Annotated in this window: 24 protein-coding genes; 9 read left to right on the top strand and 15 right to left on the bottom strand. The window is 39.5% G+C overall.

The window, feature by feature from the left end; genetic code table 11:
• Positions 1-3 precede the first annotated feature (3 nt).
• On the top strand, positions 4-771 hold the full coding sequence (locus E2L03_RS16395; RefSeq protein WP_134259659.1) for a nucleotidyltransferase domain-containing protein: 768 nt from the start codon (positions 4-6) through the stop codon (positions 769-771).
• 45 nt (positions 772-816) lie between these two features.
• Here E2L03_RS16395 and E2L03_RS16390 read toward each other — a convergent pair whose 3' ends face one another.
• On the bottom strand, positions 817-1,020 hold the full coding sequence (locus E2L03_RS16390) for a cold-shock protein (RefSeq protein WP_035395033.1): 204 nt from the start codon (positions 1,018-1,020) through the stop codon (positions 817-819).
• Positions 1,021-1,302: 282 nt separating this feature from the next.
• Here E2L03_RS16390 and E2L03_RS16385 point away from each other — a divergent pair, with 282 nt between their 5' ends.
• Positions 1,303-1,902 carry a hypothetical protein gene (locus tag E2L03_RS16385; RefSeq protein ID WP_134259658.1) on the top strand — a complete coding sequence of 200 codons (600 nt, stop codon included), beginning with the start codon at positions 1,303-1,305 and terminating at the stop codon, positions 1,900-1,902.
• 81 nt (positions 1,903-1,983) lie between these two features.
• On the opposite strand, the gene E2L03_RS16380 is transcribed toward E2L03_RS16385, so the two are convergent.
• From E2L03_RS16380 to E2L03_RS16370, 3 genes are all read right to left on the bottom strand, one after another.
• Positions 1,984-2,628: an SGNH/GDSL hydrolase family protein gene (locus E2L03_RS16380; protein WP_134259657.1), complete on the bottom strand. Its 645-nt coding sequence runs from the start codon at positions 2,626-2,628 to the stop codon at positions 1,984-1,986.
• Between the two features lie 84 nt (positions 2,629-2,712).
• On the bottom strand, positions 2,713-3,210 hold the full coding sequence (locus E2L03_RS16375) for a L,D-transpeptidase family protein (RefSeq protein ID WP_134259656.1): 498 nt from the start codon (positions 3,208-3,210) through the stop codon (positions 2,713-2,715).
• Between the two features lie 94 nt (positions 3,211-3,304).
• Complete coding sequence (locus tag E2L03_RS16370; RefSeq protein ID WP_243839543.1) at positions 3,305-4,075, bottom strand: MBL fold metallo-hydrolase; 771 nt, start codon at positions 4,073-4,075, stop codon at positions 3,305-3,307.
• A 209-nt stretch (positions 4,076-4,284) separates the two neighbouring features.
• On the opposite strand from E2L03_RS16370, the gene E2L03_RS16365 reads away from it, so the two are divergent.
• Positions 4,285-5,019: a hypothetical protein gene (locus tag E2L03_RS16365; protein WP_055736821.1), complete on the top strand. Its 735-nt coding sequence runs from the start codon at positions 4,285-4,287 to the stop codon at positions 5,017-5,019.
• Between the two features lie 304 nt (positions 5,020-5,323).
• Here E2L03_RS16365 and E2L03_RS16360 read toward each other — a convergent pair whose 3' ends face one another.
• The 5 genes from E2L03_RS16360 to E2L03_RS16340 all read right to left on the bottom strand — a co-directional run bounded on the left by E2L03_RS16360 (position 5,324) and on the right by E2L03_RS16340 (position 9,904).
• The gene (locus tag E2L03_RS16360) at positions 5,324-5,707 is read right to left on the bottom strand and encodes a hypothetical protein (RefSeq protein ID WP_208394366.1); all 384 of its coding nucleotides are present in this window, start codon (positions 5,705-5,707) and stop codon (positions 5,324-5,326) included.
• A gap of 147 nt (positions 5,708-5,854) precedes the next feature.
• Positions 5,855-6,481, bottom strand: coding sequence for a YkwD family sporulation-associated protein (gene safA, locus E2L03_RS16355; RefSeq protein ID WP_134259653.1), 627 nt, complete (start codon positions 6,479-6,481; stop codon positions 5,855-5,857).
• Between the two features lie 281 nt (positions 6,482-6,762).
• Complete coding sequence (locus E2L03_RS16350; RefSeq protein WP_134259652.1) at positions 6,763-7,506, bottom strand: metallophosphoesterase family protein; 744 nt, start codon at positions 7,504-7,506, stop codon at positions 6,763-6,765.
• 22 nt (positions 7,507-7,528) lie between these two features.
• Positions 7,529-7,972 (bottom strand): VanZ family protein, encoded by a 444-nt coding sequence (locus tag E2L03_RS16345; RefSeq protein WP_055736824.1) that lies wholly within the window; start codon positions 7,970-7,972, stop codon positions 7,529-7,531.
• Between the two features lie 453 nt (positions 7,973-8,425).
• Positions 8,426-9,904: an MDR family MFS transporter gene (locus tag E2L03_RS16340; RefSeq protein ID WP_038483354.1), complete on the bottom strand. Its 1,479-nt coding sequence runs from the start codon at positions 9,902-9,904 to the stop codon at positions 8,426-8,428.
• A gap of 171 nt (positions 9,905-10,075) precedes the next feature.
• Between E2L03_RS16340 and E2L03_RS16335 the strand changes: the two genes are divergently transcribed.
• On the top strand, positions 10,076-10,696 hold the full coding sequence (locus E2L03_RS16335; protein WP_276338677.1) for a TetR/AcrR family transcriptional regulator: 621 nt from the start codon (positions 10,076-10,078) through the stop codon (positions 10,694-10,696).
• 117 nt (positions 10,697-10,813) lie between these two features.
• Here E2L03_RS16335 and E2L03_RS16330 read toward each other — a convergent pair whose 3' ends face one another.
• Positions 10,814-11,311: a GNAT family N-acetyltransferase gene (locus tag E2L03_RS16330; RefSeq protein WP_051667634.1), complete on the bottom strand. Its 498-nt coding sequence runs from the start codon at positions 11,309-11,311 to the stop codon at positions 10,814-10,816.
• Positions 11,312-11,415: 104 nt separating this feature from the next.
• Here E2L03_RS16330 and E2L03_RS16325 point away from each other — a divergent pair, with 104 nt between their 5' ends.
• The 5 genes from E2L03_RS16325 to E2L03_RS16305 all read left to right on the top strand — a co-directional run bounded on the left by E2L03_RS16325 (position 11,416) and on the right by E2L03_RS16305 (position 17,595).
• A complete protein-coding gene (locus E2L03_RS16325) occupies positions 11,416-12,456 on the top strand; it encodes a serine hydrolase domain-containing protein (protein ID WP_134259650.1) in 1,041 nt (346 codons plus the stop codon).
• A gap of 105 nt (positions 12,457-12,561) precedes the next feature.
• On the top strand, positions 12,562-13,245 hold the full coding sequence (locus E2L03_RS16320) for a response regulator transcription factor (RefSeq protein WP_038483348.1): 684 nt from the start codon (positions 12,562-12,564) through the stop codon (positions 13,243-13,245).
• Positions 13,245-14,264, top strand: a complete 1,020-nt coding sequence (locus E2L03_RS16315; protein WP_124742600.1) for a sensor histidine kinase — start codon at positions 13,245-13,247, stop codon at positions 14,262-14,264. Before E2L03_RS16320 ends, E2L03_RS16315 begins: the two co-directional genes overlap by 1 nt.
• Positions 14,265-14,329: 65 nt before the next feature.
• Complete coding sequence (locus tag E2L03_RS16310) at positions 14,330-15,013, top strand: ABC transporter ATP-binding protein (RefSeq protein WP_038483343.1); 684 nt, start codon at positions 14,330-14,332, stop codon at positions 15,011-15,013.
• On the top strand, positions 15,010-17,595 hold the full coding sequence (locus E2L03_RS16305; protein ID WP_134259649.1) for an ABC transporter permease: 2,586 nt from the start codon (positions 15,010-15,012) through the stop codon (positions 17,593-17,595). The genes E2L03_RS16310 and E2L03_RS16305 overlap by 4 nt, the downstream gene beginning before the upstream one ends.
• A gap of 260 nt (positions 17,596-17,855) precedes the next feature.
• On the opposite strand, the gene E2L03_RS16300 is transcribed toward E2L03_RS16305, so the two are convergent.
• From E2L03_RS16300 to E2L03_RS16280, 5 genes are read right to left on the bottom strand one after another with little or no spacing between them, the layout of a single operon-like run.
• Positions 17,856-19,040 (bottom strand): GerAB/ArcD/ProY family transporter, encoded by a 1,185-nt coding sequence (locus E2L03_RS16300; RefSeq protein WP_038483337.1) that lies wholly within the window; start codon positions 19,038-19,040, stop codon positions 17,856-17,858.
• 16 nt (positions 19,041-19,056) lie between these two features.
• Entirely contained in the window at positions 19,057-20,187 is a 1,131-nt protein-coding gene (locus E2L03_RS16295) for a GerAB/ArcD/ProY family transporter (protein WP_134259648.1), read from the bottom strand.
• Positions 20,184-20,405, bottom strand: coding sequence for a hypothetical protein (locus tag E2L03_RS16290; protein WP_038483331.1), 222 nt, complete (start codon positions 20,403-20,405; stop codon positions 20,184-20,186). Before E2L03_RS16290 ends, E2L03_RS16295 begins: the two co-directional genes overlap by 4 nt.
• Positions 20,402-21,601 (bottom strand): Ger(x)C family spore germination protein, encoded by a 1,200-nt coding sequence (locus E2L03_RS16285; protein ID WP_134259647.1) that lies wholly within the window; start codon positions 21,599-21,601, stop codon positions 20,402-20,404. The genes E2L03_RS16290 and E2L03_RS16285 overlap by 4 nt, the downstream gene beginning before the upstream one ends.
• Positions 21,602-21,625: 24 nt before the next feature.
• Positions 21,626-23,134 carry a spore germination protein gene (locus E2L03_RS16280; RefSeq protein ID WP_095150705.1) on the bottom strand — a complete coding sequence of 503 codons (1,509 nt, stop codon included), beginning with the start codon at positions 23,132-23,134 and terminating at the stop codon, positions 21,626-21,628.
• Between the last annotated feature and the right edge of the window lie 73 nt (positions 23,135-23,207).

Raw genomic sequence — 23,207 nt, 5'->3', positions numbered from 1 at the left:
GAAATGGATAGGCAAGAAACGGCTGTAAATACGATTACGGAAAGTCTTAAAGCAGATAAGCGAGTAGAAGCGGTCTTTTTAAAGGGTTCGATGGGAAGGGGCGAACATGATGCGCATTCTGATGTTGATTTATATGTTCTTGTTCGAGAAGAAGATCAAAAGGCATTTATGGAAGATCGGTTAAACCATTTATCGGCCTATAGAGAGCTGCTTTTTCATGAGGATCTCTTTATTATCGCGCCACAGATTATAGCGGTTTATGATGATCTCTTGCACGTGGATCTTTACACTGTAACAGAAGAATCATTTGTGACTAAAGACTTTTTTACGGTTGTCTATGATCCTAACGATCTTATGGATAAGTTTAAAGTTAGCCAAACATTAGTGTTAACGGAACAAGAATTTTATGATGAAGCGTATGATGTTGCTTGGTTCTTGTTTCAATATTATAAAGCGAACCAAAGAGGGAGTCATGCTTGGGCAGCCCATCTGCTCAGTTATGTCCACGCACGATTGGCAAAAGTGTTGCTTCATCATTATGCGCCAGAACGAGGTCAGCTTGGTATAAAAGCTTTAGAACGGGATGCGCCAGTCACGATTGTAAAACCTTTTATTGAAGCGATGGACTGTTCCACACCAGAAGACCATCAAAAAGCAGTGGAGATTATGTTGTCCATCATGGAACAAGAGTTGCCTTGGCTACATAACGAATTTGGATACAACAGTCAAGTCATCCGTTTTTGGGAGCGTATGATAAATGAATTAACATAAAAAAAACAGACTCGGATGTCCGAGTCTGTTTTTATAGAAAGAAGATTAACCTTCTTTAACTACGTTAGCAGCTTGAGGGCCACGTGCGCCATCTTCGATTTCGAAAGAAACTCTTTGACCTTCTTCTAACGTCTTGAAGCCTTCGCCAGTGATCGCTGAGAAGTGAACGAATACATCGTCGTTACCTTCGCGCTCGATGAAGCCGAATCCTTTTTCTGCGTTGAACCACTTAACTGTACCTGTTTCCATTGTTGTTGCCTCCTAGTGCGTTATTCGCACAATTGTATTCCTATCCTTGCTCAAAGCGAAACTCAAGACGAAAGACTTAAGCTATTACACGAACAAAAATAAGCAATCTTAATCTTACCAGATGATTTCTGTTTTTGCAAGCCTTTTCGGTATTTTTATGAAAAAGCCACCTTTCTATAATAAACCATTTACGATTAAATAACATTTACGTGTCTGGCATTACAAGCTTCTTTTTAGTGTGTTAGGATCATGTACAAACGTTTTTTTATGGAGGTTTCTCAAATGAATAAGTGGTTATTTAGTGGTATCACTGCTGCACTTCTTATGGCATCTGCTTGTAATAGTGAGGGTAGCCTCGAAGAAGAAACAGAACAAGACACAAGTAATGAAAACGAAACGGAGTATGAAACGGTGTTAGAGGAGGAAGAGCGAGAAGAGGGAACATTTTCGATTTATGAACGTTTTACCGATGTTACAGCCAACGCAGATGGACCAGTGGAAATGACAATAAATCAAATTGATGTTGGTATGGCTGATTTAGAAGGTTTTGTTGCAGCAACAACAGGAGATGAAACGATTGACTATGTAGAAATGATGATAACAATAGAGAATTCTTCTGATGAGTCGATGTATGTCCCATATGGAGAAGCGAGTTTAAAAGCGAATACTGGGGAAGCGGTTGAAACAGCAAGCCTTGTATTGAGTGATGATATTGAGCCTCATTTTGAAGAGGGTGATACAAAGGAAGTTCGTTTGTTATTCCCACTCGAATCTATTCAAGGCGTAAATAAACTAACGTTAACTATGAATGGACCAAGTACCGATTTAGGTGGCGACCAACTATCGGAGGAGATCGAACTCTCTTTCAAGTTAGCAAGCTAAAAAAGCCTATTGCTGATGCCGTTATTTCTTTAAAAAGCCAAACGTTGAAGTACTCCCACCATGAGAGTACTTCAACGTTTTTTAATTGTCCCATTTATAGTCTAAATGCGTTAAAATCGTTCTCGCTATCGCCATATGTCCCACAGAGGAAGGATGGATACGATCTTGAGCAATTTCAATGTCGTCTAGTCCCTGCATTAACGGATCAAATGTTTGTTTTTGCAGGTCAATAAATGAGATGTTGCATGATTGGGCAACTGACTTTGTCAGCGTTCCGTAATAATCCATCATTTTTCGCATCGGGTCACCTTTTTCACTTTGAATATAAAAGGGTGACAATAGAAAAATCTTCTTAGCTGATGACTGCTGGACGAGATGGCGATAGGTTTCGATAAATTCGTCTGGGTATACATGTTTAGAAACAGTAGAAGGTTGGTCGAATTGACGCCAAACATCATTTATACCAATCATGATAAAGAGTAAATCCGGTTTAACGGATAAAACGTCCCTCTGCCAGCGCTCTTGTAAGTCGCGAATGGTGTTGCCACCAATGCCTTTATTGGATACTTTATAATGCTTACTAGGGTATGTTGCTTGTAAAAGGGCATAAATAAAAGAAACGTAGCCGTAACCTAATTGGTTAGAGTGATGTTCTTTTTCGCTTCGATAACCCTCTGTAATCGAGTCACCAATAAAAAGAATGCGTTCGCTTTGGATAGCCGACATAAGTTCCCCTCACTTCTATTTTTTAGAATAATTTTAATAGAACGAAAGGTAAAACTCAATCATAGATCGTGAAAATAAGACTACTTACGGTGAGATCGTGACAGGTGTTCCTATTGGAATTGTTGCGGCTAGTTGTGTTACGTCCTGGTTGTACATTCGAATGCAGCCGTGAGAAACCGATCGCCCAATGGAAGACGGATCGTTTGTTCCATGAATTCCGTAATGTTGTTTTGATAAAGACATCCACATCACACCGAATGGACCTCCTGGATTAGGTGCTTTATTTATAATGACATAAGTGCCCGTGGGGGTTTGCGTGAGCATTTTACCTACTGCAATTGGATACTGTTGAACGAGTTGCCCATTGTGGTAAAGTGATAGCGTGTGCTGGTTTAAGGACACGTGTATGCTGTAAGAAATGGATTGTGGGTCTGGCAATGTAGGAATGTCGATTGTTTGCCCAATAAGAAGCTGAATAGAAGGGTGTAGTTGATTAGCTGTTAGTAACGTAGTAAGATCAATTCGAAAATCGTTCGCTATCGTGTATAAAGTTTCTCCAGGTTGAACGATATGTGTGTACAAAAAAGATCACCTCATTGAAACGTTTTAGTCAATGTATGTTGCTTATATGGAAAAGACGACAAATTAAATGAGGTGTAGATCTTTTTATTTAGACTTATGAAGAAGAAGCTTCTGTTAATATAGATGTAATAATATGCTTTGAGTCCCACTGACCGTAGGAAAAAAACGTGATGGGGTATGTTCGTGAAAATAAACGTCTTTGGATGTCTTTAGCAGTAAGGCCTTGTTTATGTAATGTTAGTACGCTTTCTTGAATTTCTTGCAAATACTGTAGTTTATTAAGGAGTTGAGTTCTTCCTCTTGGCAAATAGCCAGCATGACTACAAAAAACGTCGTCAAAATCAAATTGAAGTACCTTTTTTAAAGAATCAATAATTGTTGGAATGGATTCGCTTTTCATAACGACTTTTGTTTTTGTTTGCACGTATAAATCACCTGAAAAAAGTTGGCCCGTTGATTCATTTAAAAGTGACATATGATCATAAGAATGACCTGGAGTATGGATGCTTCGCCATTTAGACGTCCTACTTTCAAAGCTTTCTGGCATAGAAATGGGATTAAAAGATAGGCGGGTACCCCAATACAAGCGTCGGTATAGCGGGTAGGAGCCTTTTCGTCTTGCCTCTGATCCCGAGCGATCATTTAAAAAGATTGGAACACCTTTTTCTTTTTCAAACCAAGATGCGCATCCAGTATGATCCTCATGTATATGGGTACAATACAGCCCATCGACTTTGTGTTTTTCCCAGAATGGCGTAAAGAGGGATTTAACAGAAGCGGCAGCGGCGTCAATGATAATGCCGTCTGTAGCGAAACTGATTGTGTTTAACTCTATCTGATGGAACGTTACGTTTCCTTCTGCCATATGGACATTGTTCCTAAATTGTTCGTTTATCCTTTTTTTAAACATGAAAAAAGACAACCTCACTTTTATAAAATCAAAAATGAACAATGATTCATTTTATAGTGGAATTATAGCCGAAATTCCTCGATTTTACAAATACATAAAGACGAACGGAAAGAAAAAGCTACCGTAAAAAATGAAATGAGTGAAGAGGAGAGTTTTGAGCAACGATGCAATTTACTTACGAAACAATTAAAAGAGATTTTAGTGATTTTTCAAGTGGCCGTGTTCTCTATAATGCGCCAGGGTCAACAGGATTTCCGATACGCTTAACAAGCGAGATTTTCCAAATAAGCCGTTCCTATCTTCAAAGGCCTTCCCAGTTAAACGTGTATGATCCTTGTTGTGGTGGCGCGCATCTTCTTACTGGTATTGGATTCTTACATGGTGGTTCTATTCAAACGTTATATGGATCAGACAGTAATGAAACGATTATTGAAACTGGACAATCAAACCTCCGTTTACTTACGTATGAAGGGTTAGCACAACGGAAAAGAAAGCTCGAAAAGGATTACTTGCTATTTAACAAGAGTGCTCATGCAGAGGCACTTAAGAGTGTTGACCGTTTAAAAAGCTATTTGGACAAAACAGGAGAAGTAAAAGGAGAGATCTTTCAATTTAATATTGCCTCCAAAGATGTACCGAAGCTTGAAGAGATTCATATCGTTATGACCGACCTCCCTTATGGTGAGCTCGTTAGCTGGGATACAAATGTCCTCTCACCTGTAAAGCAGATGCTTCAAAATGTTTATAGTGTCTTAGCTCATGATGGCGTTGTGGCAGTTGTAAGCGACAAATTCACCTTGATTGAACACCCTTTATTTCGTCGTCTTAAAGTCCTAAAACATGGTAAGCGAAAGGTCACCCTTCTTCAAGCGATTGACCATGAAGGAGTTCAAAATTAAAAGGAAGCGAAGGCGGTTCGCTTCCTTTTTGAGGAGGTCCTTTAACATGAGTTTGCAAGATGGGTAGCATAGTCAAAAGCTCCAACATAACATAAAAGCGAGAAGGAATCTTTTTCAATAAAAAGAGGGGAATGATTTCAGGCTTTTCTATCATGTTAGACTTTCATCACGCTGGCAGTTTTGTTCATCCACGTGAGCAATAAGTCAAGCTCACAATAGCACTATATGTAAGGAGAAGACGCTTTGAGCAACCAAACACCTACTATTTCGAAAAATAAGACAAGCGCCTAAAACACTGATCATTTTAAGATAGAGTAGGTTTAAACTGGATAAGAGCAAAAAGTTCTTCAACATCTCGACTAAGTGTAAAGAATATAGATTGATTCTCTTCATTTATCAACATAACAGAGCTGGGATTACCCTTGTCATACACAAAGATTGCTTGCGTAACCGCTGCATGAAACCAGTAATTCTTCACGTAATAAGGTTGGTCAAACGTGACTTTCACTAAATAACCTGACGCGGGAAGGGGGTTAATGGCCGTTACTAGGCCGTCAATGGATTGAATCAATTGTTGAGCTGTATGCTGGGCTTGAGGGGTTCCCTCTGTTTGATAAACGACTTTTTCTTCGTCTATGGAAAAAACGTCTATCGGTGTTGCTGCCATAGCAACTGGCTGCCAAACCATATATATACATACGATTATTAAAAGTACACTTTTTATTTGAGAATGCATCTTTACCACCTCATTGTTTACTCTTTCCTATTCTATTAAGACTATGCGTCAATGTAGCTAAATAAAAAAAGCGATGTGGTTGACCACAATCGCTTTTGTTTATCGACTAATGAACATTTGCGTCCAGTAGTGACGATAAGAACCTCCTTCTGCGTACCCCACACCAATTTCAGTATAGGTTGGAGATAGAATATTTTGTCGATGTCCCGAGCTGTTCATCCAAGATTGAAACACAGCTTGCGCGGATGTTTGGCCAGCAGCGATGTTTTCCCCAGAAGCACGGTATTGAATGCCGAAATCTCGAATCATTTGATGCGGACTTCCGTATGTAGGAGATGTGTGACTGAAATAGTTCTTATCTCGCATATCAGCTGATTTAAAACGAGCAACACGCGAAAGCTCCCAGTTTTCTTTTAAAGGTTGCAAACCATGCTTAGCGCGTTCTTCATTAACGAGACGAACGACTTCTTTTTCAATGGATTGTCCTTGTGATTGCTGAATAGGTAATTGAATCGTTTGACCTGGATGAATCACATTTGGATTGGAAAGCTGTGGATTCGCATCAATAATCTCTTGAACCCCCACTTGGTAGCGAACCGCAATTTTCCACATTGTATCACCAGATTGAACAGTGTGAGTAGACGCTGCTTTTGCTTCTGATGAAAAACCATAGACTAAAGTGACAGACAATAAAAGGGTTGTGAAAAAAGTAAGTAATGTTTTCATAAGCTTTACTATAAGGGGGGATGATAAGAAAAAAAAGAGGTGAGAGCTGGGTGATTATGAAAGAATGTGTATAAATGGAGAAGAAAGGATGTTTCGTTTCAGTTTCTTTACAATAGTGTAACATACGAATTAAAAAAAGACGTCTAACGTCTGTTTTTACAAGATACTACCAGATTAAAGCTTATAGTCATAATAGTTAAATAATTATTTTTACGCGCATCAATTAAGTTTTACCTTTAGTGAAAAAAGCTCAGGAAATACCCAAGCTTCTTGAGAAAAAACTATTCGTGTTTTTGTTGTTCAAACCATTTACGTGTACCATCTGAAGATATGCGAAGACCAAAGAGTTTCCCGCCAAACACAAGACCACCATCCATTCCGATTTTCGTAGCGCAAGGTGAGATCCAAGGTTGACTAATAGGTTCAGGATGAAGCATTTGGACTGGAGTATGTCCAAAAATAATAACTTTATTAGTAGGATTTGTTTGAAAATGAAAGTCATCTCTTATCCAAAGAAAGTCATGTTCAGTATTTTGTTTCCAATTGGATAGGGTTGGATTAATTCCTGCATGAACAAATAAATAGTTACCCCACTCATAATAAAGGGGGAGATTTTTTAAAAAGTGAAGTGTTTGAGGGTACGCCTCTGCAACAGCACGACGTTCATCAATTTCTGTATCAGTACCTAGAAGTGAGTAGATGGTTTCTTTTCCTCCGTTACGTACGAAACGGTCTGATTGCCATTCGTTAAGCCAATCAATAAACATTAGCTCGTGATTTCCCTTTAACGCAATGGCACCATCTTTTTGAACAAGGTTTTGAATGAACTCAAGTACTTTTCGCGAGTCTTTTCCGCGATCAATATAATCACCTAAGAAAATGAGCTGCTCTTCAGTCTTGTCCCAATGCTGTAGCAATTCAATGAGTTCGTCAAAGCAACCGTGAATATCCCCCACCACAAATACATTCTTCAAATAGAACCCGTCCTTTTTCTTTTCATTATAGCAAAAATCAATTCGAACCATGTAGTTCTAAATGGGTTGTTAGCTAAAACGCTTTTCTTCTGCGGACCTTTGAAATAGCTAAGTAAAGCGCAATTCCTATTGCTGCACCTAAGCTATCAATAAGTACGTCAGTAGCTTGTCCGCTTCGACCAGGTATAAACAATTGATGAACTTCATCAGATATAGCATATAGAAAGCAACAAAGAAAGGCTACAATGGCTCGTTTGCCCAGTCTACCTTGATCACTATGATGAAGAGCAATCATAAAAAGCGCACCAAGAATAAGATAAGCGCTAAGATGTGCGCCTTTTCTTACCAATGTATGAATCCATTCATTTGTAGACAAATCAACTAGAGGGATGAATGCTTGGATGAATTCAAGAACTCCACCGCTCAAATGGGAAGATTCGCTTCCAGGTTGATGAGAGAGGTAGAAAATGACAGCCATCCAAACAACGACAGCACACCAGCTACTAACTTTTTTCATAAAAAACACCTTTCAAGTAATTAAACGACAGGATGATAACAAACTTTGTCGGAGAAGATCGCTTTGTTAATCTGTTCGACGGTATTCCCCAGGAAATAAATGAGCAATTTCTCGCAATAAACAATCATTTCGCCAAAACCTGAGAAATAGCTTTTTTCTTGTTAGAGAAGCTATTGTTTGTTGGGCGAGCTTAGCGTTATGCGTCTAACTAGCGTTTCTTCCGATAGGTTGAGCCGTCATGATTTTTGCTCATAAACCTATAGTAAAGTAAATAACGTCTTCATGTAACATAAACATTACAGGTTTGTTGTAAGAACAACGTTACCTTCTTTTTCTGTATAAGGTCTGTCTAGTTCAAATTAGTTTCTTTTTTCTTTCCGTAGGAATTTAATTATTTTTCCATATTAGATGGAAGTGGTGTTTTATTTGTTATACAAACAAAAAAACAAATGCTTATGCATTTGTCTTTTTTGTTTGAGCGGTTCTTTTAACGAGTAGTGCCAATATGACGGTCAGAATCGCTAAATAAAACCCGGTAGAAAAACTTTGTTGTGATCCATATGTTAAGGCTTCTATAACCTGACCCTCTGTCGCTTCAGCTGGTGTTGTCCCTTGATCGTTTAAATAACTTTGCTGACCTGTCTCCATGACAGAAATAAAAAGCGCCGCACCAATAGCACCAGATACTTGCATGAGGGTGTTCATTATAGCTGTTCCATGAGGATACAGCTTCTCTGGGATTTGATTTAAGCCATTGGTTTGCGCAGGCATCATAATCATCGCTACAGCAACCATAAGAATCGCTTGCTGGACGATAACGATCCACACCGGTACACCAGGAACCGTAAACCGATACGTAAAGACAATTGTTGCTAAAATAATTGTTCCTGGTATTAATAATGGACGCGGTCCGAATTTGTCAAACAAGCGTCCCATGATAGGTGACATTGCCCCATTTAATAATCCACCTGGAAGCATAACAAGCCCTGCAATAATTGGCGTAAATGCTAAAGCTCCTTGCATATAAATGGGCATAACGAGCATCATCGCAAACATCGTCATCATGACCATCATCACCATAAGAAGACCAATGGTGAACATAGGGTACCGGAATACCCGTACATCTAATAACGGTGATTCAAGTTTAAGCTGTCGCAAGACAAAAATTCCTAAAGAAACAAACCCGACGATTAAAAAGGTAAATACAGCTGGGTCTGCAAAGCTCGCATCTCCTTTTCCTGCGGCACTAAAGCCGTAAACAACTCCTCCAAAACCGAGTGTCGATAGTAAAAATGAAAGAATATCTAGTTTGGGTTTTGATACTTCGGCTATGTTGGTTAACACCTTCATCCCAAATAAGAGAGAGCCTAATGCAATAGGAAGAATAATGAAAAATAACCAGCGCCAAGAGAGATTTTCTACGATGACACCTGATACTGTCGGGCCGATTGCCGGTGCAAACATGATCACCAAGCCAACCATACCCATTGAGGCACCACGTTTTTCGATTGGAATAACAGCTAAAATAATGTTAATAAGAAGTGGGATCATAATAGCTGTACCCACAGCTTGGGTTAAGCGCCCAATAAGTAAGAGAGGGAAGAAGGGGCTTAAACCAGCAATCAATGTTCCTGCAGAAAACAATGTCATTGCTGTAATAAATAATTGCCTTGTTGTAAACCGCTGCATAAAATAGGCGGATATAGGAATCAGCGTCCCAATGACAAGCATATATCCTGTCACAAGCCACTGGGCTGTACTAGATTGAATGCCAAAGTCAGCCATAATAGCATTTAATGCGACGTTAAGTATCGTCTCACTTAAAATGGCAACGAATGCACCTGAAAGAAGAACAGCAATAATAGGTATTGGGTTGATAGCTTGCTTGTTTGATTCATTTGCTGTACCAGTACCCTCAGTAACGATTGCCATAATGATACCCCCTTAATGAAATAAATAGTTGAACCCTTTTGTTCAGCTAAATTAGCTTATCATCAACATTTACGAAACGCAACAGTTTCATAAATAATTGTCATGGGAATTTTTGAATGCTACACTAAGAAACAGAAGATGCTAGAAAGGGAGGGGAGCGAGAACTTGACGATGCCAGAGGATGTAAACGAAGAAATAAAAAGAGGCAGACCACTGGATTTATCACGAAACCAAGTGATATTGGAGGCAACTCTTACCATGCTGGCGGAAGTCGGTTATGACGGTTTAACAATAGAAGCAGTTGCAACAAAAGCGAAAGTAGGAAAAGCAACGATTTATAGACGTTGGTCCTCTAAGGAAGCTTTAGTGATTGATGCCTCTGCTTCAATTAGTCCTTTTAAGACATTATGCCAAAAACTAGATTTCACTAAACCGTTACGTGATCAATTAATTGATTTACTATGTTTTGTATTTCGAGGTGATCACGAGCATCATCAAAAAGCATTAACTGCTATTGGGTCGGCTATTCCCCACAACAAAGAACTAGAAAAAGGGCTTCACAATGATTTCTACCAGCGCCATCGACGTACGATTGAATCCATTGTAAATCCCTTTTTTAAAGAAGGCTGCGAATTAAAACAAACGGACTTAGATTTATTAGCTGATATTGGGCCCGCTTTAATTACGTATCGAATTTTCTTAATCGGAAAACCATTTGATCGGGCATATATTGAACGTATTGTTGATACGCTAATGATGCCTATTCTTACACCATTAATGAAGCAAGAGTAAAAGCTCACCAGCAGTTATGTTGGTGAGCTTTTTGAATAGTGGTGTACGTGACCATTCAATGAATGATACGGTTTATAACCATCTGTCTTTGAGCGTTTTTTAAACGAAAGAAACACACTATTTCACGTTCGAGTGTTTCGAATGAATGGATGAAATCGTTTGTTTTTTTAACATCCCTTTGTACATACCTGGACTAGAGTCTTTGATAAGCATAGCACCAACGGTTTTTTCGTAAAATTCTGCTGGTCCAACGCCTCCGATAATGGCATACCCATAGCCGGCGTCCTTCATAGTATGGAGTGTACGCACAAGTAAAGCTTTACCAGCTCCAGCTCCTCTTGCTGATTCGTGGACGCCAGTTGGCCCAAAATAATTTCTTAGCGTTGCGTCATAACAAGCAAAACCAATTAATTGTTCATGTTGAATTGCGAGGAAGCATGATACTGGCTCGCGACTAAATGCGACGTCGCATTCATCTGCCCAACCTTGACTGAAATTCGCTTTAATCCAATCTAAGACGACTGTTTTTTCTGGTGCTAAAGCGCGACGAACAATAAGGTTTGCCGGAATGGTTTCCTCGGGTAAAGAGTAAAGAGCTACAAGCATGTCACTCATATGTATCCCGCCTTTCTCATACTTATTATTCGGTAAAAATCATTAAATTCCTTTTACTTGTTCACACACGTGAAGCGTAAACATTAAAAAGAAGAGGTGGTAGGATGAAGAACGTTAGACGGTATCTACAAAAAGAGGTTGATAATCAGGCGATACCTGGAGCTGTATTGAGCATTTCAAAAAAAGATCGCACCCTTTTTCGTGAGGCATTTGGCTATGCATCGTATGGTCCTGTTAAAGAAAAAATGACGATTCAGACGCGTTTTGATTTAGCTTCCTTAACAAAAGTAGTCGTCACGCTACCGTTAGTTCTTCGATTGATGGATAAGCAATTTCTACGTCTAGATACAAAAATAAGTCGTTTTTTTCCTTCTTTTACAGAAGACAAACAGTTGATTACTGTAGAACATCTTCTTACCCATACATCTGGTTTTCAGGCACATTTTCCTTTTTATGAAGGGAAAGCTAAGACGATTATTGATGAAGTGGGCGCAATGGCTCTTGTAAACCCACCAGGAAAACGAGTCATTTATAGCGATTTAAATTTTATAATCCTTCAACAGTTGGTTGAAAGTGTGACGAAAACGGATTTTGTCACATTCGCGAATGAACAACTATTCCGACCTCTTTCAATGAATCAGACTTCGTTCAACCCTACAGGAGGACACTTTGCATCCACAGAATGGGACAGTACTACAAATCGTTATTTAAAGGGGATCGTTCATGATGAAAATGCTCGTTTCTTTGGGGGGGTGAGTGGCCACGCCGGCCTGTTTTCAACGATTGAGGACCTCGAGAAATATGCGAGTATGGTTGAAGGGAATGGTAGAGTCGGTAAAACGAGCATCATTAGCGAGAAGATTCTAAAGGAATCAAAGCAGTGTCGCACAGAAGGGCTAAATGAGCGTCGAGGATTAGGTTGGATCATGAAAGACTACGGATACGCTTCATGTGGCAAGGATTTTACATCCTTTTCGTATGGACATACAGGTTTTACCGGTACAAGCATGTGGTTTGACCCGCTAGATGGTCTTCGTGTGATCTTGCTAACGAATCGGGTTCATTTTGGTAGAGAGAATCAAGAGATTCGCCGTATTCGAGCTGATCTACATGATTTGATTAAAACGGAAACGATTGGGATGTAAAGAGCCTTTATCTTTATGTCCTTTTTACGTTATTGTAGTAATCGTTGAGATGTAATAGGATAATGAAGAAAGAGACATCATTTTTCAAAAAAGGAAGCGTTTTAAGTGAAATTATTATTAGTAGAAGATGATCTCATTATTGTGTCAGGGTTAGAGTATACGCTTCAACAAGAGGGATATGACGTCATCGTTTTTCATACAGTGGAAAAAGCATCTTCATTTATCCAACATCATGTGAAGACAATCGATGTTTGTCTATTTGATTTAAATCTTCCAGATGGATCAGGATATGACCTTTGTGCTTCAGTTAAGCAAAAGTGTGATATTCCTGTTTTGTTTTTAACGGCAATCGATGATGAAGGGAATGTTGTGAAAGGGTTAGATATGGGGGCAGATGACTATATAACCAAGCCCTTTCGTGTGAAGGAGTTAGTCAGTCGTTTAAGAACGGTGTTAAGAAGGTATGAACGTCAAAGCATGAGAACAGAAATGTATCCATTTGGACCTATTGAAATTTATCCGCTAGAAGGGAAAGTATATAAACAGCAGCAGGAAATTCATGTAACGGCGCTAGAGTTTCGGCTGCTCATGATTTTTGCTAAACATATTGGTCAAGTATTATCTCGGGATCAATTGCTTCATATGATTTGGGATTCAGCCGGTGAATTTGTTCATGATAATACTTTAACAGTTTGTATTAAGCGATTACGAGAAAAGATTGAGGACGACCCACAAAAGCCTACGTTCATTGTAACCGTTCGAGGCTTAGGGTATCGGGTAGGCTCGTAATGTTTCGTAATAAAAAGTTGCGACATAGTACATGTTGGATCGTTGGATTAGGGATGGTTTTAACGATTGTTGTAAGTCGACAATCGATTCTTCTCGCTGTGATTACTGGAATGGTCATAGGAATTATAACATTTATTCATCTACTCTATTCATGGCAGCGGTATAAGGAAATGGAGCGCCTTTCTCTTTACTTGCAAAAGATGGCTGGAGGGGTGTTTTCTCTTGATGTTCGTGATAATGATGAAGGTGAGTTAAGTATTTTAAAAAACGAAATTTATAAAATGACACAAATGTTATCGGAAAAAACAGTACAGGCTGATGAAAGCAAGGTAAAGCTCGCAGAAGCACTTGCCGATGTCTCACACCAATTAAAGACACCTCTAACAGCAATGACTGTTATGACAGATTTATTGGCGCAGGAAGACGTCCCAAAGGAGAAAAAAGAAGAATTTTTAGGGAATGTATCGAGTCAGTTAATTCGAATGGAATGGCTCGTTACGTCTTTGCTTAAGCTATCAAAAATTGATGCAGGAGCGATAACGTTTTCAAAGGAGCCAGTAGAGGTTCAACGTTTAGTAGACGAAACCATTTCCCCGCTCGCTTTTCAAATACAAGATAAACAGCTTGCTGTAAAAAAAGTTGGCGATTACCAAGCAAAGATCGTTGTCGATGTTCGGTGGACGAAGGAAGCACTGATTAATATTGTGAAAAATGCAGTCGAACATACAGATACAAAAGGGGTTATAACCATTAGTGTTACAGATACAATCCTGTATACAGAGATCGCGATTCATAATAGTGGGGAGCCCATAAAGGACAAGGATCTTCCTCATATTTTCAAAAGGTTTTATCAAGGTTCAAACGCTCAGAAACAAAGCGTTGGGATTGGTTTGGCTTTATCTTATCATATTGTGACTAAGCAAGAAGGGGCTATTCATGTGGAATCGGCCAGTCGAAAAGGGACCGTATTTACTGTTCGTTTTTATCATCACCGTGAACATGACAAAACTGTCACTTAACCTGTCACGCTTCCGTCACTTTAGACAATTATACTTGGAGTAACAAGTTTACTGGGGGAATGAACGTGGAGATGTTAAAAGTAGAAAATTTGTCTAAAGTATACGGAAAAGGTGATACCACAGTGAAGGCACTTGATGATGTGTCGTTTTCAGTAACGAAAGGTCAATTTGTTGCTATCATCGGGCCGTCTGGATCTGGTAAGTCTACACTCTTGCACTTATTAGGTGGTGTTGATCGGCCTTCAAGTGGTAGCGTTCTTGTTGATCAAACAAATATGTATGAATTAAATGAAACTCAGCTTGCAGTTTTTCGAAGAAGACAGATCGGATTAATTTATCAATTTTATAACCTTATCCCTATTCTAACGGTTGAAGAGAACATGACGCTGCCGATCTTACTAGACGGGCATAAAGTAGAAGCTGAACGTTTAAATGAGATGGTTAGTCGTCTTGGGCTTGAGGAACGATTGCATCATTTGCCGAATCAACTATCTGGTGGTCAGCAACAGCGTGTATCAATTGGTAGAGCGTTGGTAAGCAATCCTGCGATTATGCTCGCCGATGAACCAACTGGAAATTTAGATAGTAAAAACAGTAAAGAGATTATTGACTTATTGAAATATTTTAATCGCTCACTAAAGCAAACTTTAATTGTTATTACTCATGATGAACGGATCGCTTTACAAGCAGATCGGATTATTACAATTGAAGATGGAACGATTGCTAGTGACGAGGTGACTGGTCGATGAACATCGTTAATAAACTAACGATCCGAAATCTACAAAAAAACAAAAAACGTACCATTATCACTTTGTTTGGAACGATTATTTCTGTGGCAATGATTTTTGCTGTTACAACGATTGCTGCTTCTATGATGGATTTGTTGCAACGGAATGCAATATCAAACACTGGTGAATGGCATGTGGCGTATGAAGATGTGAGCGGGCCCGAAGTAGAAGCGCTACGAACATTTGAGCGTACGAGTGAGTTAATTCTTCATAACCGATTAGGGTTTGTAGAGGAAGATGCAAGATCGACGGATGAAAATAAACCTTTTCTATTTATAAATGAATTTAACGAAGCAGGGTTGAACTATTTTCCAATGGAGCTTTCATCGGGGAGGTTACCTCATTCCTCGAAAGAATTAGTGCTTTCTACAGCAGTAGAAGAAGCGTTTTCTCTTGGTGAAACAGTCACATTAACGTACGGAGACCGCTTTGATGAACAGGGAATTTTCTTAGATGAGCACTCTTTACCTGAGGGAACGTATGGTGTGGACGGTGAATACATTCCCAATGAAGAAACCTTAGAGATTACAGGAGAACGTAATTTTACAATCGTGGGTTTTATTGAAGTGCCTTCTTGGGAATCACCATGGGGACCAGCTCATACAGCCGTCACTTTGTATGATGAGAAAGAGCTAGTCGCTGGAACGGCATCTGCAGGGCTTATTGTTGCAGACCATGTCAATCGCTCTCTTTATGGGGATGTGAAAACCCTAAGCAAAGAGATGGGGAAGGATGCAAGCTTTAATGATGAGCTGCTGCGCTATTATGGATTGACCCTTAACGATGAATTGCAAGTAACACTTTATACAGCCATCACCATCATTTTAGTCATTATCGTCATTGGATCTATCTCGCTTATTTTTAATGCGTTTGCCATTTCAGTGTCTGAACGTTCGCAACAGCTAGGAATGTTATCAAGTGTTGGGGCAACCAAAAGGCAAAAGCGCAATTCTGTTTATTTTGAAGGGGCTTTAATTGGGGCAATGAGTATTCCAATTGGTCTTATAGCAGGCTATACGGGAATTGCTATTACGTTTCATTTCATTGACGGCATGTTTCAATCGACTTTAGGTATTAATCAAGAGTTATATGCTGTCGTTACCCCTACAGCAATTTTAGCAGCAGTGGCTATATCCATTGTGACGATTTTCTTCTCGTGTTACGTACCGGCAAGAAGAGCATCGAGAATTACTGCCATTGATGCCATTCGTCAAACGCATGATGTAAAGTTAACGAAAAAAGTGCTTAAAACCTCTAAGCTAACAAAATGGCTATTTGGCACAGAGGCTGAGCTTGCATTAAAAAATTTAAAGCGAAACAAAAAGCGCTATTATATTACTGTGTTTTCATTAATTGTGAGCATTATGTTGTTCCTTTCCGTTACCTTCTTCACTTCAACTATGACACAGTCAATGATGATGACCCAGCAAGATCCTCAATTCGATATCTCGGTATATTCAGAAGAACGTGATTATGAGAATATACTGACGGACAAAGAGGTAATGGCGCATGTTCAAGCTGCTCAATTCATTACATCGGTAACGGTTATAGGCGATGCACGGGAAGAGCAACTACCTGAGCGATTGAAAAGTGACATCGAGAGCTGGGGACAAACGATTCAGGAATTTGATTATACTGTTGACATAATTGGCTTAGATAAAGAGTCTTATAAAGCCATTCTTGATAACGCTACTGAAACTGGTGAGCAGAGGGGAGATAGTACGGTGCCAGCAATCGTGCTGGAAACGATCCAATACCCTGACGATGAGGCAGGGCAATATGTACAGACGAATGCGATTGAGACGTCAATCGGAGATACCATTCAATTGGTTTATCAAGATTGGGATGATGTAAATGTAACAACTCCGCTTGCGCCAGTTGAAGTAATTGGTTTGACTGCAGAACGACCGTTAAGTGTTGGTAACGTATATTTAGGGAATCTCGTTTTAATGATGGAAACGGAAACAGTACAATTGCTGTTGGCAGACATAGAAGATGAAAGTGTGGATTACGAGACTCTTTATTTGAAAAGTGATGAACCAAATGAAACGACAGCGGCCATTGAAGCCATAGGTGACGGCCAATGGCAGATATACAATTTTTATGAACGGGTTGAAAGTGATTTGCAAATGGTAGTTGTCGTTAGTGTATTTACGTACGGATTCATCGCCCTCATTACGCTTATATCCATTGCAAATATTATCAACACGATTTCAACAGGTGTAGGTTTACGTAAAAGAGAGTTAGCAATGTATCGTTCCATTGGTATGACACCGCAGTCCTTTAGAAGAATGATTCGTTATGAAAGTTTGTTTTATGGAATTCATTCGTTAATGATTGGCTTACCCCTTAGTTTTGGGATTATGTATGCCATGTATCACACGATGGTAAGAAGCTTTGCGTATCCATTTACACTTCCATGGATCGCCATTGTGTCTGTTATTATAGCGGTTTTTGCGATTGTTACGCTTGCAATGATGTATGCTTCGTCGAAAATGAAGAAGGAAAGTATTATTGACGGTCTGAAGCAAGAGAATAGCTAAGTGAAAAAGAGGCTGGGACATAACTGAAAGTAGTATTTGAAAAGACGAGTAGTCTAAACTATGCTGAGTAGCACCGCTACAAGAGAATCCTTCGCTTTCCGGGGACACGGCCTCAGCCTCCTCCGTGGAAAACCGCCACTCCAGAGTCTTCAGACACGTGCTGATCCCCCAGGAGTCTTCGGATTCTCCTTCCGCTAATGTTCATATAAAACAAACGACGAACGTTCCTATTTTCAGGGATGTTCGTCATTTTAGTCTGTCTATCTACTTTTGTCCCAGCCTCTTTTTATGTTCGATGAAGCAGTCCCTGAGGATCTGGATTTTTTTGAGTACCTTGGATAGAGAGGTAAATTTTTTCTTTTTCTTTTTATGATTCCAATACAAACAAGAAGTAAGGGAATACCGAAGCCGGAGAGGATGGACTGTGGGATGCTGACAAATCGATAGAATTCTCGTTCTTGCACAACGCTATCAAACATCGTGACACCAATGAATAAAAGTAACATTCCCATAGGCATTAAAAGTGCTTTACTATCTTTTAACTTAAATAAATGCGAAATGCCTTCCATTATCGCAAATAGGTAGAGCAACAAATTAAAGTAGATGGAAATGAACCATAAGATGGTGATCGTTGCTTCAATCCTTTCAAGAAACTCACCTAATTCAATTCGCTGCGCGAGTGATAAAGCCGGGTAAAAATCTCTGCTCGTTACTTCAGGAGACAGAACCGTTATACAAAGAAAAGTCATAATGATCAGGATGGCACACCCAATCGAATAACCAATCCAAAGAGCTCTCTCTCCATTTTTAGCTGAGGTAAGGTATCTAGGGAATATGGTCAATTGTATAACAACGTTACAAACGACATTGCCCATAAAAAAAGAAAGGGCATTCAAGCTGTCAGACAAGTTTGTTTGCATAATTGGTTGCAACATTTTTACATCAACATCAGGTACATTTAAACCAATTAGTAGGAGTAAAGGTGGTATAAAAAATACACTAATTAATGTAGCCGTCCGAGCAATTGGCTCAATGCCGCAGTACACTCCGTAAAGAATAATAAGAATACTGATGAGGTAAATGACAAATGCTGGTGTGCCTGGTAGCAAGAAATTACCTATAAAGCCAACATTGTAAGAAACAATGGCAGGGAAATGAAACAGTGGAAAAAGTAAAAATAGCGCAGTCAACACTCTTCCAGCTTTTCTTCCGAACACCCAATCATTCATATGATAAATGGTGCCTTTAGGATTCCAGCGTGCAAGGATGGTGTAAAGAAACACGATCGGAATCCCGATAAGGCTTCCGATTATCGGGAATAACCATGCATCTTGTCCAACGAAAAAAGCCAGCGTAGCAGGGATACCAAGGAGAGCCGTACTACAAGTTGCATAAATAACAATAAACGTATACGCAACAGCGGTGAACGTATGATTCGATTTCATTTTATTCGTTCCTCCTTTATATTCCCTGACTTGGCTTAGGCGGGTCGCTTATTCGTTGTTTCTGTTTAGCTCGAATGAAATCGATAACGATAAGAATGATGGGCAAGACACCACCAATACCGAGAGAAAGCCACATGGCTGGTCCGATGTAAAACTCATAATCAGCTGCCGCATCTTCAAATGCTTGAAGCGGTATGAAGACGAAAATAAGGGCGAGTGGCAGCACGAGAGGTTTTGTATCTTTTAATTGAAACGTGTGACCAATTCCTTTAACACTCACATAGAGGTACAAGCAAATTTTGAAAAAGATGGTAATGAACCAAAGGATCGTTAACAAGGCTTCGATACGTTCTGCGAAATTGCCGAATGAAACCCGTTGCGCCAATGTGAATAATGGGAAAAAGGCAGAGGTCATTAACTCTGGTCCTAGTACAGAAATACAAAGAAGAGTAACGAGTAATAAAATCAGGCAGGCGAGGAGATGGCCTTGCCAAAATGCGCGACTCGCTTTCTTCTTGTCAGCAACATACTTTGGAAAAATACTTAAAATAAGAAAATTGTTACATGATGTTATAGCTAAATAAAACAGAATGGCTTCAGTATATTGATTTTGTTCTCCACGAAAAAAGGGTAAAACAAATTCAAGGTGAATGTCAGATGCCTTTAGTACAAATAGCATAAGCAAAGGAACAAAAAAGAAGATACTTAGCATTTCTGCTGTGCGTCCAAGTGAGCAAATGCCTAAATAAACACCCATTGCAACAATAGACATGCTAATAAACATCACCATGACGGGAGGTGTCTCAGGCAACAAATGGTTCGTGATGAACGAGAGAGAATAGTGTAACTTAGTTGAAACAGTAAGGAGCGGTAAAGCCGTCACGATGATCATGCCAATCGTACCAATTTTGTTTCCTAAAATGGCTCGACTCATTTCGAATACATCCTTATGAGGGTGCCGTCGTGCCATTAAACTGAATAATGCGATGTGGGGTATTCCTATAAGAGTTCCAAGAAGAACAATTAACCAAGCATCTCTTCCGACCATCGTTCCTAAAATTAAAGGCATGCTTAAAAGAGATGTACTGCACGTACTAAATAAGACAAGCATGCGAAACTGATTGGTTGTTAATTTTTCTTTGCTCATGTCTTAATCCCTTGAAGCGATTTTACAATGGAGGTCATCTTATTAGCGAAGCTTGGAATGTCAATTTGTAAAATGTAAGTAGACCCATAAAAAAGACCAATGCCAAGGATGGTGAAAAAGAGAATCGACATCTTTTTATCACCTGTTAACTTCTTTCTCTGACTGATATAAATAAGAAAGGCGGCGCTTGCCAAAAGAAATAATTGAAAGACAATCATTTTTGATCACCGACCTTTAAAAATGAATTGACAATACTCCCACTATCAGTCAGTTGGATATTAACCTCAACATCAATTTCGGTTTCTTTAAATAGTTCGTCCCATTCTTCTTTATGTGCTTCCCAAAAATCAGGATGGTTACGGTAAATATTTTGACCAATACCGAACACGTCTGTGTTAAGTTCTTTTACTTTCTCAATGGTGCTGTTTAGCGTTAGTTTAAATTCATCGCTCGCGAGCTGCTCCACTTTCTTATAAGAAGAGGGCAGGGCAAGGTTTAACGTTGTACAATCCACTTCGGAGATGGTCGCTTCGATTTCGAACTTATACGTGGCTTTCGGTTGATCATTATCAATGCTTGTCTTTAGCTGCCTTTGTACATCCTTTACCTCAAGAGCAATTTGCCCACCACCAGGGCATGTGAAACTTCCCACACTGTCACTTATATCATGAGTTAAATAATCAAGGCCTTTGCTATCCTTTTGGCCAAGCCAGCCGACAAGCTGATTCTCCTTAAACAAGGCAGCTTTATTAATATGCAGCATAGAAAAAGGGGAATTCACTTCCGCATTCGCTTTTGTGCGGCCTTTTTCTATATCTCCTGAAACGGTAATGCCCATAATAGATGGTTCAATTCCTTCTGCCATCATTTCTTGATAGAGTTCGTCGATTGTAATCGCTTTTGTGCCACCATAAGAACGCAGTGAAAACGTAATTGAATCAAAGGCGTTTTGTGAAGGTAAATTTTCTAAAGGTGTAATTATATCTAGGACATCAGATGCTTTGTTGTCATAGGAGATGACGATGTAATAATCCGAACGGGACTCGTGGTCACGATAAAAGAAATCAAGCACTTTTTCTAAACCGTCTTTTGCAACTTCTTCACTTATAATTAACACTTTTAATTGAGAGATAAATGCACGGCGTGGTGATTTTTGTACCATTTTTCTTAAGGATTCATGAATGGTCTTTGAACGTTCTTGGACATTCATCGCCTGAGCATAACCTCTACCAGTTTCCTGAGAAGCAATTTCCGCTGGATTCATCGCTTGCATGGTTAAGATGTACTCATCTTCATCTTTATCAATGGCCATCCCTACAATTAACGATAATTCGTTTAGTTCCCAACGATCCCAACATCCCGAAAGTGGGAGGCACATGACAAGAAGGATTATGAAAAATGATTTTAAGGACATTGTACACGCACCTCCTTTTCTTTTTTATTGTTCTGGGCTTGGACGCTTGTTTCGGTTTCTTACTCGGTCAAGGGAATCTCCTGGTGTAGGACGTTCTTTCATCATCCATTTAGGTGCTCGGAAAATCATGTCTTGTTGATTTTTTAAAACAAACGGTGTGAAGCCTTGCATATAAGGAATTCCGAATGATTTTAAGCTAGAAAGGTGCAGAAGAAGTGCTGTAAAACCAACGCAAATTCCGACTAATCCAAAAGAAGCAGAAAGTCCCATGAAAGCAAAACGCAAAATACGAATGGGAATGCCAATGTTGTAGCTTGGGAACACAAAACCAGCAATCGCAGTAATGGAAACGACAATAACAACTGCGGCAGATACAATTCCAGCTTGTACAGCTGCTTGACCAATAACAATGGCACCTACAATCGAGACAGCCTGCCCAACAGGCTGAGGCATTCGAATCCCAGCTTCTCGTAAAATTTCAAACGTCAATTCCATCAACAATGTCTCAATAAAAGTAGGAAAAGGTGTGCCTTCCCTTTGAGCAGCCAAGTTTCCTAATAAACCAGTAGGAATGAGCTCTTGGTGGAAAGTGGTTACAGCAATATACAATGAAGGTCCTAATAATGCGATTAAAATACAACCAAATCGAAGGATGCGAATTAACGTACTAATATCGGATCGCTGTGTGTAGTCTTCAGTATTATGAAAAAAGTGAACAAACAATGCTGGAACGATCATCACCATTGGCGTGCCGTCCACAATAATGGCAATTTTTCCTTCTAATAAATGAGCAGCGGCAGTATCAGGGCGCTCGGTAGTGTAAACAGTAGGGAACGGTGTATAGAAAGAATCTTGTATTAGTTCTTCTAAGCTGCCATCTTCTAGAATCCCGTCTGTGTCAATTCTTTTTAAGCGACTATAAAGTTCTTCTACTAATGTTTTATCGACAATGCCATTTACGTAAGCAATGGATATCGTGGTTCTGGAGCGCTCGCCTAAAGTCATGGATTCAATCCATAGATTCTCATCGGATAGTCGCCGTCGAATTAATGAGGTATTGACTCTCATATTTTCCACGAATCCTTCTCTAGGGCCTCTGACGACGGTTTCAGTTGTTGGTTCTGCGACGGTGCGTTCTGAGAATTGCGGTATAGCAATAGCGATGGCAATTGATGAACCTTCTGTTAAGCAAATCGCATTCCCCTTTAACAGTTTTTCCAAGATGGTGGTATACGTTAACGCTTTTTCTGTATGACCAATTTCTTCTAAGCTAAGCTGGATATCCTCCATCGGGTTATTTACAGAAAGCTCTGTATGTTTCGCTCCGGCCATCATTTTCTGTAAGGCGCGATCGTCGACTAAGCCATCTATGTATAGAAGGGCAGCTGGTATTGTATGATCTCTACCAAAAGAAAATGGACGCTGAACAAGATCATCACTCTTTCCTATAACCTGTTCGATGTACGCAATCTTTTCATCTAGAGCTTTAGCAGGCTGCAGATAGACTGAGTTCGAATCTTTTGTTTTACTCATACGAATGCCCCCCTTCTTTTCCTGAATAAAGCTTATTATGTCGAACCGAAAAGAAAACATACATAAAAAAAGC

The sequence above is a fragment of the Shouchella oshimensis genome (assembly GCF_004375095.1).
GTDB lineage: Bacteria > Bacillota > Bacilli > Bacillales > Bacillaceae_D > Shouchella > Shouchella oshimensis.
This window is presented reverse-complemented; position numbering and strand designations above follow the sequence as displayed.

Coding starts and splice junctions, on each gene's coding strand:
- safA (WP_134259653.1), bottom strand. CDS start 6,481: ATGAAAACATTACTTACTTTTTTCACAACCCTTTTATTGTCTGTCACT.
- E2L03_RS16300 (WP_038483337.1), bottom strand. CDS start 19,040: ATGAAATCGAATCATACGTTCACCGCTGTTGCGTATACGTTTATTGTT.
- E2L03_RS16280 (WP_095150705.1), bottom strand. CDS start 23,134: ATGAGTAAAACAAAAGATTCGAACTCAGTCTATCTGCAGCCTGCTAAA.
- E2L03_RS16345 (WP_055736824.1), bottom strand. CDS start 7,972: ATGAAAAAAGTTAGTAGCTGGTGTGCTGTCGTTGTTTGGATGGCTGTC.
- E2L03_RS16285 (WP_134259647.1), bottom strand. CDS start 21,601: ATGTCCTTAAAATCATTTTTCATAATCCTTCTTGTCATGTGCCTCCCA.
- E2L03_RS16305 (WP_134259649.1), top strand. CDS start 15,010: ATGAACATCGTTAATAAACTAACGATCCGAAATCTACAAAAAAACAAA.
- E2L03_RS16350 (WP_134259652.1), bottom strand. CDS start 7,506: ATGGTTCGAATTGATTTTTGCTATAATGAAAAGAAAAAGGACGGGTTC.
- E2L03_RS16370 (WP_243839543.1), bottom strand. CDS start 4,075: ATGGCAGAAGGAAACGTAACGTTCCATCAGATAGAGTTAAACACAATC.
- E2L03_RS16385 (WP_134259658.1), top strand. CDS start 1,303: ATGAATAAGTGGTTATTTAGTGGTATCACTGCTGCACTTCTTATGGCA.
- E2L03_RS16335 (WP_276338677.1), top strand. CDS start 10,076: ATGCCAGAGGATGTAAACGAAGAAATAAAAAGAGGCAGACCACTGGAT.
- E2L03_RS16360 (WP_208394366.1), bottom strand. CDS start 5,707: ATGGTTTGGCAGCCAGTTGCTATGGCAGCAACACCGATAGACGTTTTT.
- E2L03_RS16390 (WP_035395033.1), bottom strand. CDS start 1,020: ATGGAAACAGGTACAGTTAAGTGGTTCAACGCAGAAAAAGGATTCGGC.
- E2L03_RS16295 (WP_134259648.1), bottom strand. CDS start 20,187: ATGAGCAAAGAAAAATTAACAACCAATCAGTTTCGCATGCTTGTCTTA.
- E2L03_RS16330 (WP_051667634.1), bottom strand. CDS start 11,311: ATGAGTGACATGCTTGTAGCTCTTTACTCTTTACCCGAGGAAACCATT.
- E2L03_RS16365 (WP_055736821.1), top strand. CDS start 4,285: ATGCAATTTACTTACGAAACAATTAAAAGAGATTTTAGTGATTTTTCA.
- E2L03_RS16395 (WP_134259659.1), top strand. CDS start 4: ATGGATAGGCAAGAAACGGCTGTAAATACGATTACGGAAAGTCTTAAA.
- E2L03_RS16315 (WP_124742600.1), top strand. CDS start 13,245: ATGTTTCGTAATAAAAAGTTGCGACATAGTACATGTTGGATCGTTGGA.
- E2L03_RS16290 (WP_038483331.1), bottom strand. CDS start 20,405: ATGATTGTCTTTCAATTATTTCTTTTGGCAAGCGCCGCCTTTCTTATT.
- E2L03_RS16380 (WP_134259657.1), bottom strand. CDS start 2,628: ATGTCGGCTATCCAAAGCGAACGCATTCTTTTTATTGGTGACTCGATT.
- E2L03_RS16340 (WP_038483354.1), bottom strand. CDS start 9,904: ATGGCAATCGTTACTGAGGGTACTGGTACAGCAAATGAATCAAACAAG.
- E2L03_RS16325 (WP_134259650.1), top strand. CDS start 11,416: ATGAAGAACGTTAGACGGTATCTACAAAAAGAGGTTGATAATCAGGCG.